Origin of the sequence: Fibrobacter sp. UWR3, assembly GCF_900143055.1 — a bacterium.
Lineage (GTDB): Bacteria > Fibrobacterota > Fibrobacteria > Fibrobacterales > Fibrobacteraceae > Fibrobacter.
In genome coordinates, this window is the sequence record NZ_FRCW01000005.1 from 101,214 (window position 1) to 119,063 (window position 17,850).

Annotated in this window: 7 protein-coding genes and 1 tRNA gene; 4 read left to right on the forward strand and 4 right to left on the reverse strand. The window is 56.0% G+C overall.

Annotated elements, in window-relative coordinates; translation table 11 throughout:
- Positions 1-39: 39 nt before the first annotated feature.
- The 3 genes from BUA44_RS08060 to BUA44_RS08070 form a co-directional block, all read right to left on the reverse strand.
- Positions 40-930 (reverse strand): hypothetical protein, encoded by an 891-nt coding sequence (locus BUA44_RS08060; RefSeq protein ID WP_072810641.1) that lies wholly within the window; start codon positions 928-930, stop codon positions 40-42.
- 143 nt (positions 931-1,073) lie between these two features.
- Positions 1,074-4,502 (reverse strand): MFS transporter, encoded by a 3,429-nt coding sequence (locus tag BUA44_RS08065; RefSeq protein WP_072810643.1) that lies wholly within the window; start codon positions 4,500-4,502, stop codon positions 1,074-1,076.
- 91 nt (positions 4,503-4,593) lie between these two features.
- A complete protein-coding gene (locus BUA44_RS08070) occupies positions 4,594-5,958 on the reverse strand; it encodes an aminopeptidase P family protein (RefSeq protein WP_072810645.1) in 1,365 nt (454 codons plus the stop codon).
- Positions 5,959-6,042: 84 nt separating this feature from the next.
- Here BUA44_RS08070 and BUA44_RS08075 point away from each other — a divergent pair, with 84 nt between their 5' ends.
- From BUA44_RS08075 to BUA44_RS08090, 4 genes are all read left to right on the forward strand, one after another.
- Positions 6,043-6,351 (forward strand): hypothetical protein, encoded by a 309-nt coding sequence (locus BUA44_RS08075; protein WP_072810647.1) that lies wholly within the window; start codon positions 6,043-6,045, stop codon positions 6,349-6,351.
- Positions 6,352-6,392: 41 nt separating this feature from the next.
- A complete protein-coding gene (locus BUA44_RS08080) occupies positions 6,393-7,307 on the forward strand; it encodes a PhoH family protein (RefSeq protein WP_083579540.1) in 915 nt (304 codons plus the stop codon).
- Complete coding sequence (locus tag BUA44_RS08085; protein WP_072810649.1) at positions 7,304-9,589, forward strand: HD family phosphohydrolase; 2,286 nt, start codon at positions 7,304-7,306, stop codon at positions 9,587-9,589. Before BUA44_RS08080 ends, BUA44_RS08085 begins: the two co-directional genes overlap by 4 nt.
- Before the next feature lie 528 nt (positions 9,590-10,117).
- Positions 10,118-10,193: transfer RNA gene (locus tag BUA44_RS08090), tRNA-Asp, on the forward strand.
- 181 nt (positions 10,194-10,374) lie between these two features.
- On the opposite strand, the gene BUA44_RS08095 is transcribed toward BUA44_RS08090, so the two are convergent.
- Positions 10,375-17,718: a tandem-95 repeat protein gene (locus BUA44_RS08095; protein WP_255370492.1), complete on the reverse strand. Its 7,344-nt coding sequence runs from the start codon at positions 17,716-17,718 to the stop codon at positions 10,375-10,377.
- Positions 17,719-17,850 lie beyond the last annotated feature (132 nt).

Sequence of the window (17,850 nt, forward strand, 5' to 3'; positions counted from 1 at the left end):
ATATTCCGGGCCCAAAAGCGTGTAAAATCCGTGCAGAAACTACTGGTTGCGCCCCAGTTTCTTGAAGTCGGGCGTGAGTTTCGCGCAGGCGCTGTCCTTCGGGGCGCTGCGGTACAGCACGAGTTCCTTCTCGAAGAACCCCTTCGTAGAGGCGCTCACGCTCCACTTGCTCCCCGCGGGGCAATTTTCCAGCAGGACCTTCGAAACCGCAGTAAAGCGACCGCCCGTTACCTTGTAGTCAAATGCGCTTGTCGATAGCGAGTCGGGAATCTGCAGGGCCGCCGCATTGCCAACCGCCTTGCTCTTCGCGTAAAACGCCTTCTGGGCTTCCATGTACTCGACAGCCTTCTGCTGCATTTCCGCGATAGAATCGGAAACCGACGCGGCCTTCACCGTCTCGTGGCAACTACGCACTGCAAAAAAGGCAACCACAACCGCCACCACGACAGCAACCGGCAGGGCAATCTTCTTGAGCGGGACATTCCCCACCTTCGCAATGACTTCGCGCAGGGATTCGCCCGACTCTTCCGGGGCGGCCTCGCCCGTTTCCCACTTGAGCAGCCTGAGCGCCACAAGGACATGCACGAACTGCTTGGGCAGGGCAAGCCCCAGCGCCGCGATTACAAGCAGGACAATCGCTATCACCATGAATACGGCCAGGGCGCTTTCGGCATTCGGCAGAAGGTCCTGGACCTCCTTGAGGAGCTTGAGCAACTGGCGATCTTCCGCAAAGTTCTGCGAGGCGAACCGGCCCGTAAAATTGTTGTAGCGGGCAAGTCCCAGTTTCACTCCGTCAGAAGCCATCACGAGGACTGCCGAAAGCAGGCGTTCCAAAAAGAGGAACACCATGCCCACAAGCGCAATCACGCAGGCAATAAGCCGCGCCGTCCGTACCGGAGTCAAACCCGTATTTTTCTGTCCTTCAGTCATAGGCTATTACTTGTGTGAGGTGTGAGGTGTGAGGTGTGAGGTGTGAGGTGTGAGGTGTGAGGTGTGGAGTGTGGAGTGTGGAGTGTGGAGTGTGAGGTGTGTAATTAGTAATTAGTCATTCCTCATTACACACTACACATTGGTCACTTTGCTCCCGCCAGTTCTTTCGCGAGTTTCTTAGCTGTGGTAAAGTCAGCCTTTCCGGTACCGAGCTTCGGAACCTTCTCCACCGCATACGCCACCGCAGGCAGCATAATCGGGGGGAATCCGCTTGCGCGCAGTTCCGAAAGCACGTCCTTCGGGTCCTTATCACCCTGGTAAAGGAGCACAATCTTCTCGCCCTTCGCGGAATCCGGAATGGAGGTCACCACGTAGTCGCACCCCTCGAGCACCGGCGTATCCTGGATTTTCTTTTCCACTGCACCGAGGCTCACCATCTCGCCACCGAGCTTGGCAAATCGGCTGTAGCGGTCCACAATCGTGAGGAAGCCATCTTCGTCGAGGTAGCCCTTGTCGCCCGTACGGTAGTAGCGCTTGCCGTTAATCATCGTAATCACGCTCTTGGTGCGTTCCTCGTCCTTGAGGTAGCCCACCATCACCTGGCAGCCACCGATAAGGATCATACCCGCCTCGCCCGTAGGCAAGGGCTCGTTCGTATCGGGGTCCACAATCAGGAACTGCGAGCCCGGGAGCGCCATGCCCACCGTACCGGGCTTGTTGTTCACCTGCATGGTCATGTAGTCGCTATGCAGGTTGTTCTCGGTATTGATACTTGCCACCGGGGCGGTCTCGGTACAGCCGTAGCCCTCGTAGATTTCCTTACCGAACTTGAGGCGGAACGCGGTCGCAAGTTCGGGGCGCAGGGCTTCGGCACCCGCGATAATCAGGCGCACGTACTTGAGCGCCATCGGGTGCACGTAGCGGCTAATCGTAAATGCACGCAAGAACGTCGGGGTTGCAACAAACGCAGTCACGCGGAATTCCGCACAAACTCGCGCCATCGTCTTCACGTCGGTCGGGTCGGCCACGGTTACAATCGGGCAGCCTTCCGTGAGGTTCAAGAGCGTTGTCACCGTAAGGCCAAAGCTATGGAACAGCGGGAGTTCCGAAAGCATCACGTCGGCGCGGGTCACATTGAAAATGCACGCAAGTTGCTGGATGTTACCCATGAGGTTCCTGTGGCTCAGCATCACTCCCTTCGGGGTTCCCTCGGAACCCGAGCTGAACATGATAGCGGCGATATCGTCGAGCTTCATGCGCTTGCGGAAGCAGAACTTGATAAGCCAGCACGGTGCAATAATGCAGAAGACCAGGTAGAACGCAATCTTCGCCTTCGGGATAACCTTCATGAAGTCTTCCGCATAGAAAATGCGGAGCTTGTCGCTTGCAATCTGCGAGTAGTCGTTACCGCGCATCTTGAGCTTTTCCACGAACTGCCTGCTCGTAATCACCGTCTTCACGTCGGCGCGGGCGGCGCAGAACTTTACGTTGTCCACAGAGGAGGTGTAGTTCAGGTTCACGTTCGTCTTGCCCAGGAGCCAGAGAGCGAGGTTCACGATGACGCCTGCCGGAGAAGGCGGCAACATGATGCCCACGTTCTTCTCGTCGGGGCCAAGAATCTTCTTCAGGTGCCTGCTGAACGCGATAACCGCGCCCATCAGCTTGAAGCCGGAGAAGTGCCCTCCATCGGGATTGTATATGGCAGGGCCGTGCTTCACGTACTTCTTGTAGGTGCGAATCCAGCTGTCGCCGATAGGCTTCACGAACGAGACCGCATAGTTCCAGGCGCTTATGGAAATGTTGCGGATGATGGTGCGGACCTCGTTTGCCGGTGTAGTTGCGGGAATGGACTCGCCAAATGCGACGGTCACGGTACGTTCCGCAGAAGCGCCGTACATGTCGGAACCGCTATAACTGTAGTTGGAGCCCCACAGGCCCTGGATGTAGAACGGCACGACCTGAGCGTCGGTGCCCTCTACCGCCTTCGAGTAGTCGATGCTGAACGGTTCAACGTGCGGGGAACGGGCCACCTCGCCCGTCGGGAAAATCACCACCGCGTGGCCCGCCATGAGCTTCTCGTGAATCTTCTTCATGGCGTCTTCGGGGTGGCGGTTATCGATACGGATGCTCCCCAAGCGCTTGAGCATGGAGCGCAGGTACCACTTCTCGAAATGGTCCTTGTTGCTAGCGATGCACAGCGGGCGCGGGCAGGCCATCTGCACCATAGCCCAGTCAATAAAGCTGTGGTGGTTACCGACCAGGAGCACCGGACCGTCGTTCGGGATATTGCCCACGTTGAGCACGCGAATCTTGTAACGGCTAAACACCAGGCGCAACAGCGAGCGGACAAGCGCCTGCGGAAGGTTCAGAATGGACCAGTAGAACACGCCCACCGAAATGAGCGCGAGGCCGATAAAGTAATACGGCGGTTCAAGAGACGTGTAGCGGACCAGCGAGGAATAGATGAACAGGAACACCACGAGCACAAGGGCCTGTATCATGTTCGCGAGCGCAATGACCCAGCCCGAATTGTTGGGGCGGGTGTTGTACTGCAAGAGCGCATTCACCGGAACGAGGAACATGCCGCCGAAGATACCGATTGCCGTGTAGAGGATAGAGAGCGCCACCGGATGCACGAAGAACGGGATAAGGAACATACAGAGCGATGCGCCAATCATGCCGAGCGGCACAAAGCCCGTCTCGATAAAATCCTTCGAGTTATGCGCCGCAATGATGGACCCCACCACGAGGCCCACGACGGCAAACGCGAGGTAGTTCTGCATGGTGTTGACCGTCTGCGAACCCGAAACATCCTGGAACACAAGCAGGAACACCTGGGCAAGAGCCCAGAACATCGAGAGAGCGATAATGGAGGCACGGAGCGTGCGGTGACGCCAGCCAAAGCTCAGGCGGCGGCGGGCAACGGAGAACTTGATGTTCTTGTCGTTGTACTTGACCTTCGGGATAAGGAAACTAGCGACCGTACCGAGCACGCTCACCGTAACGAGAATCCAGGGAATCACGACAGACTTCGAAATAATGACCCCGACAGCCTCGTAGCGCACAAGCGCCTGAAGGTCGATAAGGTTCACGCCAACGATGGCAAGCCAGCTCGAGGCGATTATGCCAATCAGGGAGAAAATCTGCAGGAAAGCGTTCGCGTAACTCAGGTTATGGACGCCGAACATCTCGCGGATAATGGCGTACTTAGCGGCACTGTGGACGGCAAAACCCGAAGACAGGCCAATGGCAAGCCAGAAGGCGACACGCGGGCAGTCGCAGGTCACAAGCACCGCCTGCGCCGTCACAAACAGGGTCATAAGGAGCGATGACCACGCAAGCACCTTGTTCTTGGAGAACCGGCTCGTGAAGAACCCCGCCGGCCAGATCATCAGCACGAAGGGCGCAACGAAGAATATCTGGAGCATGAACGTCTGCCAGGTCTGGCCGCTCTCCACATTGGAAAATGAACCCGAGAGGATTTTCTGGGCATAGATGAACACGCCCATCTGCACAAACGCCGTTGCTAGAATTGATAAAAAATAACGGACGGAGCCTTTAGCTTTCCACATTTTTAATTCCCTGTATGTCAGCCTTATTAATTAAGACTGCCCCAAATCTAGAAAAATGGGGTACCGACATCGCGGGAAAGCCCCCCCCTGCTCACTTCATCAAACGTTCAATTTCCTTGATTTCCCTGGGAATCGCGGTAGAGATGTTCTCGAAGCCGTTCTTCGTGATGAGCAGGTCGTCCTCGATGCGGATGCCAATCTTCTCGCGATAGCGCTTCCCGCCTATCGTAGCCTCGAATTCGCCATAAAGCCCCGGCTCGCACGAAATGAGCATGCCCGGCTCGAGGACGCTATCCAGCGAACGCGACCCCGGAGCCCCCTCGTGAATCTGCTCGCCAATAAAGTGGCTCACTCCATGCGGGCGCTTGTCGTAGAGCAGCTTGAACTTGCCCCTGGCTCCCTTCACCAGGCGGGTATCAAGTTCGCGCATAATGTATTCCCACGGGATTCCGCCGATTTCCCGCAGGCTTACGCCGGGCCGTACCGCCTTCTGGTACTCGCGGGCGGAATCGAGCACAATCTGGTAGAGCATCGCCTGCAGCGGGTCAAACCTGCCCGATGCAGGAATCGTGCGGGATATATCGCTATGGAGGGTACCGTACCGCACGCCGAAATCCAGGAGAATCAGGTCGTTCCTGTTAATTTGTTCGTCGTTCTTCACGTAATGCAAGCAACAGGCGTTCGCGCCACCCGCACATATCGTCGGGAAGGCAAGGTCACCGTCACCGCGCATCTGCATCTCGTAGTTGAGCGTCAGGTACAGTTCCCGTTCGTTCTGCATGCGTTTTACCTTCGGGAGTACCGCCCGGAAGGCAGCATCCGTCGCCACCTGCGCCACGCGGGCATCCGCGATGCGTTCCGGCCCGAGCACGAGCCTGTCTTTCCAGTGCAGTTCGGCAACGGACCGCAACTTCATCGAAAACCTCGACATGAAACGCCTGTACTTGCGGTAGAACCTGTCATTATGGTCGCCCTGGAGCGTATCGAAATAGAGCGCGTAGGCAAAGCCCGTCTTCGCATACTTCTTGCACAGTTTCTCGAGTACGGCATCGAATTCCTCGACCGGCCGCACGTCCCTGATTCCCGTCAACCTCGCGACATCGCTGTCCTTTTCCAAGTATCCGAGGCGCTTGCCCACCCAGAATTCCTTGAACGGGTCCTTGCGCGGCACAAACAGGGTTTCCGACTTGCTTTTCGGGTCCAGCACCAGGTAACAGCCCGCCTGGTTTATACCCGTAAGGTAGAGGAACGAAGGTTCCTGCACAAAGCGGGTCCATGTCTCGGTAAAAGCCTCCTCGCTCCCCGGATCGCGGGGCATACCCGCAAAAATGCAGAAGGAATCGAGATTTTTGAGCATAAACTGCCGCCTGCGGGCATAAACGGCCCTGGAATCATAGTCCGGCGACGAAATAAACACCTGGGAATAAGTTTTTTTGAGGTTTTTGAGCGTTTGCATGTATAAAATTTACCTTTTTTACACTTTTTTCTCCATAAATTATATACATTTTAGGCATCACAGACTAGAATGGAGCCTGAACAAATGTCTCTTACAAAAAAATGGAAACTTATCCTTGCCTCTCTTTCTTTTGCACTCTTGACCGCCTGTGCCGGTTCTTCCGGTGGTAGCGACGATAGCAGCTACGATGACGGTGACGATGCCGCCGCAGTCGAAGGCGGCAGCAGCAGCAAGAAGGCTGCAGCCCCCAAGGAAGTCATTGACGAAAACAAGCTGAAGAAGACCGAAGACGAAGCCATGGCCGCTACCGAAGAAAACCATAAGCTCCGCAAGGAAATCTTCGACGCCAAGAACAAGCTCGGTATTCCTGTGGAACGTCCCGACGCCGAGTAGGCAACTTGGAACATTATTCCATATCAGATAACCTGAAGCGAATGATTTCAGGTGAAAACGAAGCGGTTTTCCGGTTACTGGAGAGCCGTTTTTGCGTTGAAATACAGAGCAGGCTTCCCGGACTCACCGTTGTCGGGGGCAAGGATGCCGATATCCAGGGCCTATTTGCCGTTCTCGACCAGCTCAAGGTGAGCGCACGCAACGGAGATATCCATACCGCAGCCGAGGTGGAGCGCCTCTTAGGCGGCCCCCAGCCCCAGAACGTGCACGAACTGGACGGCATCCCGACCGAACCCATCATCCGCAACCGGTTCGGTGTCGCGATTGCGCCCAAGACCCGCTCGCAGGTCGAACTGGTGAAGGCGGTCGCGAAAAACGACGTCATCTTCGCGAAGGGGCCCGCCGGTACCGGCAAGACGTTCCTTGCGGTGGCGCTCGCTGTCGCAAGCCTCGAGAACCGCGAAGCCGAACGCATCTGCCTGGTCCGCCCGGCAGTCGAGGCGGGCGAGACTCTCGGGTTCCTGCCCGGCGACCTCAAGGAAAAGATTGCCCCCTACCTCCGCCCCATCCAGGACAGCCTCTCCGAACTCCTGCCGGCAGAAAAACTCCGCCGCTACGAGGAATCTGGCGCAATTGAAGTGGCCCCGCTCGCCTACATGCGCGGGCGCACGCTCAAGCGGGCATTCATCATCCTCGACGAGGCGCAGAACACGACCGTCGCGCAGATGAAGATGTTCCTCACACGCCTCGGGCCGCACAGCAAGGCAATCATAACGGGCGACACCTCGCAGGTCGACCTCGCGAAGGGCGAAGAATCCGGCCTCAAGCACGCCATGCGCATACTTTCGGGCATACACGGAATCGCGCAGATTACCTTTGGCGCGACCGACGTGCTGCGCCACCCGCTCGTGAAAGACATTCTCCTCGCCTACGAACAAAAGGAAAAGAGAAAATGAAAAAGAAGCAGAAAAGGTTACACCTCGTTATCGGGTGGGTGCTCATAACGGCGCTCGCCATCTTCCTTTTCCCCGACAAGAACATCGCCCTGCAGGCAGAACACCCGCACCTCGGCCAGCTGAGCACGCGCACCATCGTCTCGACGCTCAAGTTCGACATTCCCAAGTCCAAGCAGGAAATCGAAGCCGAGCGCCAGCGCGCCGAAGAGAAGGTGAGCGCCATCTTCGGGTACAACACCGACGAGACGAACCGCATCAGCGAAGACCTCAAGCAGTACCTGCAGAAGCTCGCCCAGTACGGCAACCTGCAGGCCCAGATTAGCGCGAACGGCGCAAACAGCGAGAACGGAGACTCCCTGCAGAGGAAGGTGCAGCAGGCTAGCCGCATCTACGAAACCCTCAAGCAGCGCGTGTCCGTCACCGCGATCCGCCCGCTCAGCCAGAACGCGAAGGCGCGCGACTCGCTCCTCGCCATTTTCAACCGCATGCTCGAAAAGGGCGTTTCCAACACGCTCATCGCAAAGACCGAAACCGAAGTCCAGCTTTTCAGCAACAACTACAACCTGCAGAACACCAAGGCGCTCATCTACAACAAGCCCACGGTATCGCTCATCAAGGACAGCGAAGAGAACACGCTCGAAGTGAGCGAAATCCAGCCCATCCAGCGCCGCATCGAAGAGGCGTTCAGCCAGCTGCAACGCGCCTTCCCCACCGAACAGGGCCTGCAGAGCGCATTCTACGAAGTCTTGTACGTGTTTACGCTCCCCAACGTGTTCTACCTCGAAAAGGAGACGCTCGCCCGCAAACAGGAGGCCCGCAACAAGGTCACGCTCATCAAGGGCATGGTCCCGCGCGGAGTTGAAATCGTCACGCAGGGTACCCCCGTCACCAAGGAAGTCCTCGAAAAGCTCGAGGCGTTCCAGCAGGCCCAGCAGAAAGAAGAAAACGCACGCACGCTTACGGCCCCCTATGGCCAGATGCTCGTATTCTTCATCATCATTACCGTGCTGTTCTGCTTCTTCGCGTTCTCCACGGCCACCAAGTCGCTGCGCACCCCGCGCCAACTCTGGAGCCTTATGGCGCTCATCGCCCTCCAGCTCGCCGTCTACTGGCTCATGCACAACTTCTCGGGCAACCTCAACAAGCTCGAAATGATGCCGCTCCCCGAGGGCATTGACTTCATGTGGATGTACCCGTTCGCCCTCACGCCCGTTATAGCGATGGTGCTTTACGAACAGCGCGTGGGTATCGCCTTCAGTGCTTTCTCGTCCATCATCTTCGGCATCCTGAACGGCTACGACCTCGCCGCGACGGTCGCCGTGTTCTGCGTGCTTTCCATCCTCACCGCCCCGCTCATACGCATCCGTTACCGCATCCAGTTCATCTGGTCCATCATCGCGGGTATCGTGGGGCTTGCAGGCGCAATATGCGTCATGTTCCTGCTGCGTAACCGCATGGGTCTCATCCCCTTCTACCAGACGCTTATCGCGGGCTCCGTGAACATCATGATTTGCACGGCAATCGCCTCGGTGTTCTTTATCCACCTCATCGAGCGCATCTTCGGCATCACCACCGTCCTCACGCTCATGGAAATGTCCGACTTCAACAGGCCTGCGCTCAAGCGCATCTCCGAACTTGCGCCGGGCACGTTCCACCACAGCATCCAGGTTTCTAACCTCGCCGAGAAGGTTGCCGAAAGCATCGGCGCCGACGCGCTCCTAGTGCGCGTCATGGCGCTCTACCACGATATAGGCAAGACGACGCGCCCCGAGTACTTTACCGAAAACCAGAAGCAGGGAATCAACCCGCACGACGACAACAGGCCGGAATACTCAGCCTCCATCATCGTCGGGCACGTGGAGAACGGCGCGATGCTCGCGAAGGAATACAAACTGCCCGATATCGTTACCGCGGGCATCCGCGAACACCACGGTACAACGCTCATACAGTACTTCTACTACAAGGCTGTCGAACAGGCCAAGGCCGAAGGCAAGACCGTCGACGAATCCAAGTTCCGCTACAACGGGCCCAAGCCGCAGACCAAGGAAACGGCAATCCTCATGCTCGCCGACATCATCGAGGCGACAAGCCGCTCCATGACCGACCAGAGCCCCGAGGCCATTGCCGACATGATCCACAAGACCATCCACGGCAGGTTCGACGAGGGGCAGTTCAGCGAGTGCGACCTCTCCATCAGGGAACTCTTCAAGCTCGAAAAGGAATTCCTGCACAGCCTGGACGGCACGTTCCATACGCGTGTCAAGTACCCCGGCCAGAAGTGACACAGTCGTTAGGCTGTGTCATCCTGAACCCTGGAGACCATTAGGACGACAGGGCGAAGGATCCAGACCAAAAAAAACAGAAATCAGTCCAAAATGGGTACCAAATTACCTCTAATCGAACCATTTGGTACCCAAAATTTTAGTTTATACACAACCCGTCATACGATATTCAATTGCATTTGAGCATAATTCGACCGCAAGTGGGTACCAAAACAGACAAAAAACACATTTTAGTACCCATCCGGAGCCATTTTGCACACATTTTACCCTTCTCTGCGTTCCTAAACAATTACTTTGTTCTAAAAAATGGGTACCAAAACGAACAAAACACCCCCATTTGGTACCCATTTTTAAAGATTATTGCCAAAGCCCAGTATCGGCACGGGTTACGTACTATTTTGGATATCCCAATGGCACATTAGCCAAAATTCCATTTATTTTTTAGAAAAAGACAAAAATCCACTTGACAAGAAGCAATATCATTTGTATATTTGGCTCGTTGACTGATTTATCGGTCAAAACCACTCTGGGGTGGTAGCTCAATTTTGGTTAGAGCACCGGCCTGTCACGCCGGAGGTTGCGAGTTCAAGCCTCGTCTATCCCGCGATAAAACCCTCTCGAAAGAGAGGGTTTTTCGTTTATTCCCCATTCCCGTCATCTCCCCCACACATAATCCTACGCTATACGATCCGTGCACGCTCTGCAAGCACTTCAGGAACGCTGGCAAAATACAGAAAAACCCGCGCTTATGGCGCGGGTTTCAAATTTGAATTACTGCCTAGAGGCTACCTTTTTTTCTTTTTCTTCTTGCCCTTCTTGTCGGCCTTGGCGGGCTTTTCCTCTTCCTTCGGCTCTTCAACCTTCGGAGCCGGCTTCGGAGCATTTCCGCGCAGGTCCTTCATCTTGAAGGTCACGTTGATTTCGGCAGTTTCGACCTTCGAGTAGACTCCACCCGGGTCCTTCACCTTGAAGGTGAACTCGTCGAGGCCGGAGAATCCCTTGTTCGGCGTGTAGGTGAAGCTACCGTCACGTTCGTTCAGGTCAATCTTACCGTTGCGCGGGCGCTGCACCAGCTGGGCAGACACGGGCTTTTCGCCATCCGGATCAAGCACACCGGCGAACAGGCCTTCAGAAGCAGGCACCTTGAGCACTTCGCCTTCCTGGGTCATGTACGTCTGGGACTTCGCAACCGGCGGGTCGTTCACGGCAATCACCGTGAAGGTGGCGGTCTTCGAGGCCTTCGCGCCTTCGGGGTCAGTGACCGTGAAGGTAATGCGTTCCGGCTTGCCGTTCCAGTTTTCGTGCGGCTGGGCAACCGTAATCGTCCTCTTGAACCTGTCGTGCTTCACGTCAAGGAACTTGTTGCCGGTCCAGCTCCACTTGAGTTCTTCAGGCCTGTGGTCCTTGTCGCGGGCATACTGATCGGTCTTGATAACCGCGAGCACGCCGTGGTTGTCGTCTTCCTTGATAGTGTAGTCGGGCATATCGCGCATCACCGGAGCGGCGTTCACGTGCTTCACCACGAACTTCACCACAGTCTTGTCCATGCCGCCGGCCGGGTCCTGAGCCATGAACACGAGCGTTTCTTCGCCGAACCAATCCTGCTTCTTGGGCTTCACGACGGCTTCACGGCCACCGGAAATCATCACGTCGAGCATCTTGGCACCCGTCACCTTCCACTTGATTTCGTGCGGCTTGTGGTCGGGGTCAGTCACGTACTGGTCAAGCTTAATAGCCTTGAAGGACTTGCCTTCGAGCGTTTCCTGGTCGGGGATTTCCTTCACGACCGGCGGGTCGTTCACCGGCTTCACCGTGTACTTCACGTTCACGGAGGCCTTCTCGCCCGACGGGTCGAACACGTTCACCGTCACGGTTTCAGTACCGTACCAGTACTTGTTCGGGGTTTCGCAGGTCAACACGCCCTTGTCGCTGATGTTGAAGATGAGTTCATGCTTCACAGGAGCGGCCTCGGGTTCGGCATGCTTGCCCTTCTTGCCCTTCTTGGCAGGGGCTTCCTTTGCACCCGGCTTGTCGTTATCGAGCGTCCACTTGAGTTCGCTGAGCTTGTTATCCGGGTCGTTCACCACCTTGCTGAAGTCGAACGGCTGGAACTGCTTCTTTTCTTCGATGACGAACGGCTGCACCGGCTTGAGGGTCGGCGGGTCGTTGACCGGAGTCACCTCGAAGGTGGCGGTCTTGGAAGCGCTAGCACCAGACGGGTCCTTCACGGTGAACGTGAGGGTTTCCTTGCCGAACCAGTTCGGGTTCGGGGTCACCACCATGGCGCGGCTGCCCTTGATATCAACCTTCAGGTCCTTGTTGCCCGAAACAGACCAGCGGAGTTCGGCAGGCTTGTTGTCCGGGTCGGTAGCGGCCTTCGAGAGGTCGACCGGATCGAACTTTTCCTTTTCCTTGATTTTCTGGCTCGGGATGGCATGCACGACCGGCGGGTCGTTCACCGGAGTCACCTCGAAGGTAATCTGCACGGATGCCTTCGCGCCTTCCGGGTCAATCACATCGACCTTCACCTTCTCGGTACCGCTCCAGAACTTGTCCGGAGTCGTGACCACAAGTTCCTTCTTGCTGTTCACGGATGTCTTCAGCGAGCGGGTAGAACCCACCTCAAACTTGAGGGCGCCAAACGCATGGTCCGGGTCAGAAACATACTGCGAGAGTTCAATGGGCTTGAAGTGTTCCTTCTCCTGGATAGACTGGATAGGAATCGACTTGATGACCGGAGCGTCGTTCACGGATTCCACGAGGAAGTTCGCAGTCTTCGAGGCCTTAGCGCCTTCCGGGTCGGTGACCGTGAAGGTCACGTTGCGTTCACCATGCCAGTACTTGTCGGCAATCTTGATGTGGGCGATGTTCCTGTTGTCGATTTCTACCTGGAAGTCATCAGCCGGGGCGGGTGCCGGAGCGGCTTCTTCTTCCTTCTCTTCCTTGGCGCCCTTCTTGCCCTTCTTCGCATGCTTCTTCTTCTCCTGCTTCTTCGGGGCCGGAGCAGCACCACCAACCTTCGCGACCGTAGCGGTCCAAGTAAGCTGTTCGGGCTTGTGGTCCGGGTCACGCACGAACTTGTTCAGGTCGATATCCTTGAACTGGCCCTTCTCCTTGATTTTCTGGTCCGGAATGTCCTTCATTTCGGGAGAGTCGTTCACGGAGGTAATCTCGAAGGTCACCGTCTGCGACGTTTCTGCGCCGTCCGGGTCCTTCACGATAAGCACCATCGTCTCGGGTGCGCACCAGAAGTACTTATCCGGAGCAGAAACGGTAAGGATGCGGCTCGGGGAAATTTCAGCCTTGAGCTGCTTGTTGCCCGTAACCTTCCACACGAGTTCGTTCGGCTTGTTGTCCGGGTCCTTCACGTATTCGTCGAGCTTGATCTGCTTGAACTGTTCCTTTTCCTTGATCTTCTGGTCAGGAATCTTCTTCGCGAGCGTCGGCGGGTCGTTCACGCGGGTCACCTCGAAGGTCATCTTGTGGTTGGCAGATGCACCTTCCGGGTCGGTCACCGTGAAGGTGAGCATCTCGCGGCCAGACCACTGCGGGTCAGGCACGGACACAATCACGGTGTTATCCTTACGCATATCGACCTTCAGCTGCTTGTTGCCGGAAACAGTCCACTTGAGCTTGGATGCGGCGTGGTCCGGGTCATGAGCGAGGTTAGAAAGGTCGATGGTCTTGAAGCGGCCACCCTCGCGGATAGTTTCACCCTGCGGGGCCTTGTCCGAAATCTTCGGAGAGTCGTTGATAGAACGCACCTCGAAGCGGGCGGTCTTCGAAACCTTCGCACCTTCCGGGTCGGTAGCGGTGAACGTGATGTTTGCCGCACCGTTCCAGTACTTGTTCGGGATTTCGATGGTGGCCACCTGCTGGGCATCAATCTTCACCTTCAGCATATCGCCTGCAGGCACCTTTTCTTCTTCCTTCGCGCCCTTCTTGCCCTTCTTCGCGGGTTCAGCGGCGCCAGCCTTCGCAGGCTTCACGTCGAAGCTCCACTTGATTTCGGAAGCCTTGTGGTCCGGGTCCTTCACGAGGTCAGCCAGCTTGATGGGCTGGAACTGCTTCTTCTCGTCAATGGTCTGGTCCTTGAGTTCGCGCACAAATTCAGGAGCGTCGTTCACGGATTCCACGGTGAAGGTAACGGTACGGCTGTCGGTTGCGCCTTCCGGGTCAGTCACAGTGAACTTGACCTTCTCGGAACCGTGCCAGTTCGGGTTCGGCTGGGTGACGGTCACCTTGTGGCTGCCGTCCATCTGCACCTTGAGTTCCTTGGCGCCTTCGATCTTCCACTTGAGCTTGTTCTTCGGGTGGTCGAGGTCTTCCACAAAGTTGTCAAGTTCGATAGGCTTGAACTGGCCCTTTTCCTTGATGGTCTGGTCGGCGATATCCTTCATCACCGGCACGTCGTTGATGGACTTCACGGTAAAGGCCACCTGAGTCTTGGCAGAAGCGCCTTCCGGGTCGGTCACGGCGAACGTCACCTTCTCGGTACCGTTCCACATCTTGTTCGGGGTCTTGACGGTAGCCTTGCCATCCTTGCTGATATCAATCTTCAGTTCCTTGGTGCCGGTCACTTCAATCTTCAGCTTCTCGAACGGATGGTCCGGGTCCTTGATGATGGAAGCGAGGTCAATCGGAGCGAATTCCTGCTTTTCTTCGATGGTCTGGTCGTCAATCTTGCCGATGGTCGGGGCGTCGTTCACGGAGGTCACGGTAAAGAGGGCCGTGCAGGTAGCCTTGCCGCCTTCCGGATCTTCCACCTTGAACGTAATCTCTTCCGCACCGTTCCAGTTCTTGTCCGGAATCACGATGCGCGCCATGCGGTTCTCGACCTTCACGGAGAGCTTCGGGGTATAGCCCTTAGCAGCACCCTTTGCACCCTTCACGTCAAAGCTCCAGGTGAGCTGTTCGGGCTTGTGGTCCGGGTCGCTCACGATGTCCGCGAGGTTGATAATCGCAAACTCGCGCTTTTCGGGAATGGTCTGGTCCTTGATGGGCTTCGCGAACACCGGCAGGTCGTTCACGGATTCCACGGTGAACTTCACGGAGCGGCTGTCAGCAGCGCCTTCCGGGTCGGTCACGGTGAACTTGACCGTCTCTTCGCCATGCCAGAACTTGTTCGGGGCGGTAACGGTTACCACGCGCTTGCTATCCATCTGGACCTTCAAATCCTTGTTGCCGGAGAACGTCCACTTGAGCTTGGAGTTGTCGTGGTCCTCGTCCTTCACGAAGTCGTCGAGGGCGATGGTCTTGAACTGTTCCTTCTCCTTGATCTTCTGGCTCGGGATATCCTTCATCACCGGCACGTCGTTGATGGACTTCACGGTGAACACGGCGTCGCTCTTGGCAGAAGCGCCTTCCGGGTCAGTCACGGTAAAGGTCACCTTCTCGGAGCCGTTCCACTTGGCATCCGGAGTCTTGATGGTCGCCGTACCGTTCTTGTCGATATCAATCTTCAACTGCTTGTTGCCAGCGACCGTCCACTTCAGGTCCTTGAAATCGTGGTCAGCGTCACTTACAAGTTCAGCAAGGTTCACGGAATTGAACTGCTGCTTTTCTTCAATCATCTGGTCCGGAATCTTCTTGAGAGTCGGCACGTCGTTCACGGAGGTCACGGTGAACACGGCCTTCGAAGAAGCCTTCGCGCCTTCCGGGTCAGACACGGTAAACGTGATTTCTTCGGCACCGTTCCAGTACTTGTCCGGGATAGAAATCTTCGCCACCATCTGGGCGTCAATTTCAACGTTCAGGCCAGTTTCCTTCTTCTTGGAACCGGCAGCGGGCTTGATTTCGAACGCCCAGGTAAGTTCAGAAGACTTGTTGTCGAGGTCTCGCACCATTTCGCCAAGCTTGATGGGCTGGAACTGTTCCTTTTCCTTGATGGTCTGCGGCTGCACCTGCTTTACAAATTCAGGAACGTCGTTCACGGATTCAACCGTGTAGGCGATGGAGCGCTCGTCGGTTGCGCCTTCCGGGTCAGTCACCTTGATGGTGAGCGTCTCGGAGCCGTTCCACTGCGGGCTCGGCGGCGTCACCTTCATCACGCGGTTGCCATCGACAGAAACCTTGAGTTCGCGGTTGCCCGTGATGGTCCACTTGAGTTTATCCTTACCGTGGTCGAGGTCATCGACATACTTGTCGAGTTCAACAGGCTTGAACTGCTGCTTTTCCTTCACGGTCTGTTCCGGGATATCCTTCATGACCGGCGGGTCGTTGATGGACTTCACGGAAAGCTTCATCGAGGTCTTCGCGACTCCCCCATCCGGGTCGGTCGCCGTGAACGTCACGGTCTCGGAACCGTTCCAGAGTTCGTTCGGGGTCTTGAACGTGACCTCGCGGGTCTTCTGGTTGATGTTGACCTTGATATCCTTGTTGCCGGAAACCTCGACCTTCAGCTTCGAGATGTCGTGGTCCGGGTCAGAGAGGAACTCGTCAAGCACGATGGAAGAAAGTTCGGACTTCTCTTCGACTTCCTGGTCCGGAATCTTCGTGAACACCGGCTTGTCGTTTATAGAAGTAACAGTGAGGGTAACAGCCTGCTTGATAGAAGCGCCTTCCGGGTCGGTGCAGGTGAAGGTCGCGATTGCGGTACCGTTCCAGTACTGGTCCGGAATCTCGATGGAGGCAACGCGGCTCTCGTCGATATTCACGTTGAGCGTGCCGGATTCCGGTTCCTTGCCCTGGTGCTTCACGTCCACATCCCAGGAGAGTTCGGAATTCTTGTGGTCGGCATCCTTCACGAATTCGTCCAGCTTGATCTTCTGGAACTGCTTCTTCTCGTCAATAGTCTGGTTCGGAATCTGCTTTGCAAATTCAGGCTTGTCGTTCACGGAGTTCACCGTGAAGCTAGCCTCAGATTCGGCACAGGCATTCGCCGGGTCGCACACCTTGAACTTGAGCGTCTCGGAACCGTTCCAGAACTTGTTCGGAATACTGATGGTTGCAACGCCACCGGCAATCTTCACCTTCAGGTCCTTGTTGCCGGAGACTTCCCACTTGAGCTGCTCCATCTTGTGGTCCGGGTCCTTCACGAGCTGCGAAAGTTCAACCGGCTTGAATTCCTGCTTTTCTTCAATCGTCTGTTCAGGCACGTCCTTCGTGAACTCCGGAGGGTCGTTGATGGACTTCACCGTGAAGGTGGCCTTCGTGCTAACGGCCGCACCAGCGGGGTCGGTCGCCGTGAAGGTCACTGTTTCGGAACCGTTCCAGAATTCGTTCGGAATCTTAATGTTCGCAGTACCGTACTTGTCGATATCGAACTTGAGGTCCTTGTTGCCTGCGATGGTCCACTTGAGTTTCGACACGTCATCATCGACATCGGAAACGAAATCGGTCAGGGAGATGGACTCAAACTCGTTCTTCTCGTCGATGGTCTGGTCAGGAATCTTCTGGATTATCGGGGCGTCGTTGATGGCCTTCACCGTAAAGAGGGCCGTCTTCTTGTCGCTCGCATACTCGCCGTCAGTCGCCGTAAACGTAATCTTTGCAGCACCGTACCAGTTGGTATCGGGGATAATGATGGTCGCCACGCGCTTCGGGTCAATTTCGACATTCAAGTCGCCGTCGGCTTGATCCTTACCTGCCGGTTGAATGTCGAATTCCCAAAGAATCTGGTCCTTCGGGTGGTCGGGGTCGGTCACGAAGTCGTCGAGCTTAATCTTCGCGAACTGCTTGCCTTCGTCAATCGTCTGTTCCGGGATATCCTTCATCACCGGCGGATTGTTCACGGACTCGACAGAGAAATTCACCGTCTCGGAACCAACCGCACCCTTCGTGTCCTTCGCCTCGAAGGTGATGTCTTCGGAACCGTTCCAGTACTGGTCGGGCACCTGCAGGTTCGCCACGCGGTCGGCAGAAATAGTCACCTTGATGCTCTTGTTGCCCGAAACAGACCACTTGAGCTGCGCGGGCTTATCCATATCGTCGGACACGTAGTTGTCGAGCTTGATCGGCGCAAACTTGCCACCCTCGTTAATCGATTCGCCAGGAATCCCGTTTACCGACGGGGCATTGTTTTCTACCGCCGGTGCACTATCAGAATTTTCCTGCGCGATAACGACAGAGGCTAACACTCCAGCCGATGCCAAAAGCGCAGTTACAGGCCAATTCATTCTTTTCTTCATTTACTATCTCCCATTAAACATACCACAAGCATCTCCAAATGACGCTTGTAAATCATAACATGATCTCGGTGTCCAAATATAATGTATTTATTTCACAAAAAAACGCCTTTTTTCGCAAAAAAACGGCAATTT

Excerpts from the sequence above, each read along its gene's own strand:
- BUA44_RS08070 (WP_072810645.1), bottom strand. The coding sequence starts at position 5,958 with ATGCAAACGCTCAAAAACCTCAAAAAAACTTATTCCCAGGTGTTTATT.
- BUA44_RS08080 (WP_083579540.1), top strand. The coding sequence starts at position 6,393 with ATGATTTCAGGTGAAAACGAAGCGGTTTTCCGGTTACTGGAGAGCCGT.
- BUA44_RS08060 (WP_072810641.1), bottom strand. The coding sequence starts at position 930 with ATGACTGAAGGACAGAAAAATACGGGTTTGACTCCGGTACGGACGGCG.
- BUA44_RS08095 (WP_255370492.1), bottom strand. The coding sequence starts at position 17,718 with ATGAAGAAAAGAATGAATTGGCCTGTAACTGCGCTTTTGGCATCGGCT.
- BUA44_RS08075 (WP_072810647.1), top strand. The coding sequence starts at position 6,043 with ATGTCTCTTACAAAAAAATGGAAACTTATCCTTGCCTCTCTTTCTTTT.
- BUA44_RS08085 (WP_072810649.1), top strand. The coding sequence starts at position 7,304 with ATGAAAAAGAAGCAGAAAAGGTTACACCTCGTTATCGGGTGGGTGCTC.
- BUA44_RS08065 (WP_072810643.1), bottom strand. The coding sequence starts at position 4,502 with ATGTGGAAAGCTAAAGGCTCCGTCCGTTATTTTTTATCAATTCTAGCA.